The following is a 1,576-nucleotide window of genomic DNA, read 5'->3' as shown; positions in this document are numbered from 1 at the left end:
CCCCCAAGCCATCAATTCGACAGGGGGAGAAAGTCATGCCAACTCCGGAGGCCGGGCGCCCCATTGCGGGGCCACCAAGAAGGTAATGGGGGGGGAGGCGCTCATGGGTATTCCTCGAATCCCTCTAGCGTCGGGGCCGGCATCGGCGGCGTGGGCGGAAACCAAACGTAGCCTGCGGAGATGTCCATCTTGCATTCCAGGACGAAGTCCCTGACGACGCGGTCGTGCTCTTCATCCATAGAGGTGAGCGTCGCATTGGCGATCGGGTCCGGCGCGTGACGGATGTCGTCCGGGGCGTAGACGTCCCGGTTGCCTCGCTGTTCGCTCCACCTGTGTTTGTGCGTGCGATTGATGAAGTGCTCGCCGGTTTCGCGGTCGAGGTGTGTCCCCCGAACATCGAGGCGCCGGAGGACCGTGCGGCTTCCGGGGTGGAGGAGTATCAGGCTGTACTCCCACGGCTAGTCGAGGCCTATTCGGAAGCGGAGGTCGAGGCGGCAGGAGAGATCGGTGCGGACAGGAGTGTTCGCCTCGACGTGGATAGGGGAGTACGCGCGACGCGGAGCATTCTTCTGTTTCCACCGGAACGGAAGGTGGAGCGCGCCTCCGACCTTGCCCCCGAGGATCTTGTCGGCCAGGGCATCGATCATCACGTCGTCAGGGTCCATGCACTCCCCCCTCAGCATCGAGATGACGAACATAGAACCAGCACCCCGGGATTGATAGTGGAACGGATCGACGTCTTGCGTCTTCCTCGAGGTCTTCGGCCACACCGCGCGCGCGAGCCTCCACCGCTCCAGCAAGCCGCCGGTGGTCTGGGCTCGGTCGACGCGGAGGGCGGTTCCTCTGTGCATCGGCGCTGGCAGCAACTTGCCGACCGGGTTCGGAAGTCTGCGTAGTCGCCGTGACAGCCGCCGACACCAGAGAGCCGCGCCGTACGGCTCAGCAGATTCTTCGTCTCCTGGTGGTACAGCAGCCACAGCCACGCTGACCAGGGGAAACGGAAGTTGGTGCGGCGCCTCGGCTGGGGCTGGTCCGGAATTGGTCCGGATCTTGGTCCTGCCTGGTCCCTGGCGGAGAAGCTGGCGTGAGATGGGAGTGGGGGAGCGCCCGGCTGCTTGGGTGTTCCACCAGCAGTGGGAGTCGGGCGAGAACGCGGCCTTGGTACACGGCGGGCGAGTCGTACCATTCGGCGTCACCGATCACTCGCAGGGAGCGGCGCGAGCCCGTGCAAACGCCTGGATACTGGGCCCAGAGGAGGTAGTGTGCCGGCCACGGCAGATCGATCTCCTCGCGTCCGTCGTAGGCCACGACCACCGGCTCGGCCATGGGAGCAGCGATGCGATGCCGGTCAACAGCCCGCGCCCCGTGTGGTGCAGTTGATCGGTCAGCCTGGCCACCCACGGCTCATCCTGTAGGTCGCGTTTGATAACCCACTCCAGGGCGTCGCAGGCACGCGCCCATCGTGCCGCTACCGGAGAGGCGTCATTGCAGAGAGGCGGCCGCCCTTGTCGGGTGATCACCCGACCTGTAACTAAAAAAAATCATACGCTTCCGACTAACTAATAAGTGAAAATCA

1 protein-coding gene is annotated in these 1,576 nt (G+C 64.4%); it reads right to left on the bottom strand.

The annotated features are described in order from the left end of the window. Window positions 1-458: 458 nt before the first annotated feature. Window positions 459-983 (bottom strand): hypothetical protein, encoded by a 525-nt coding sequence (locus ACWGE1_RS41015; RefSeq protein ID WP_453425564.1) that lies wholly within the window; start codon window positions 981-983, stop codon window positions 459-461. Between the last annotated feature and the right edge of the window lie 593 nt (window positions 984-1,576).

The sequence above is a fragment of the Streptomyces sp. NPDC054932 genome, from assembly GCF_053610205.1.
Note: the sequence above shows the minus strand (reverse complement) of the source record. Positions and strands in the feature narration are given on the sequence as shown.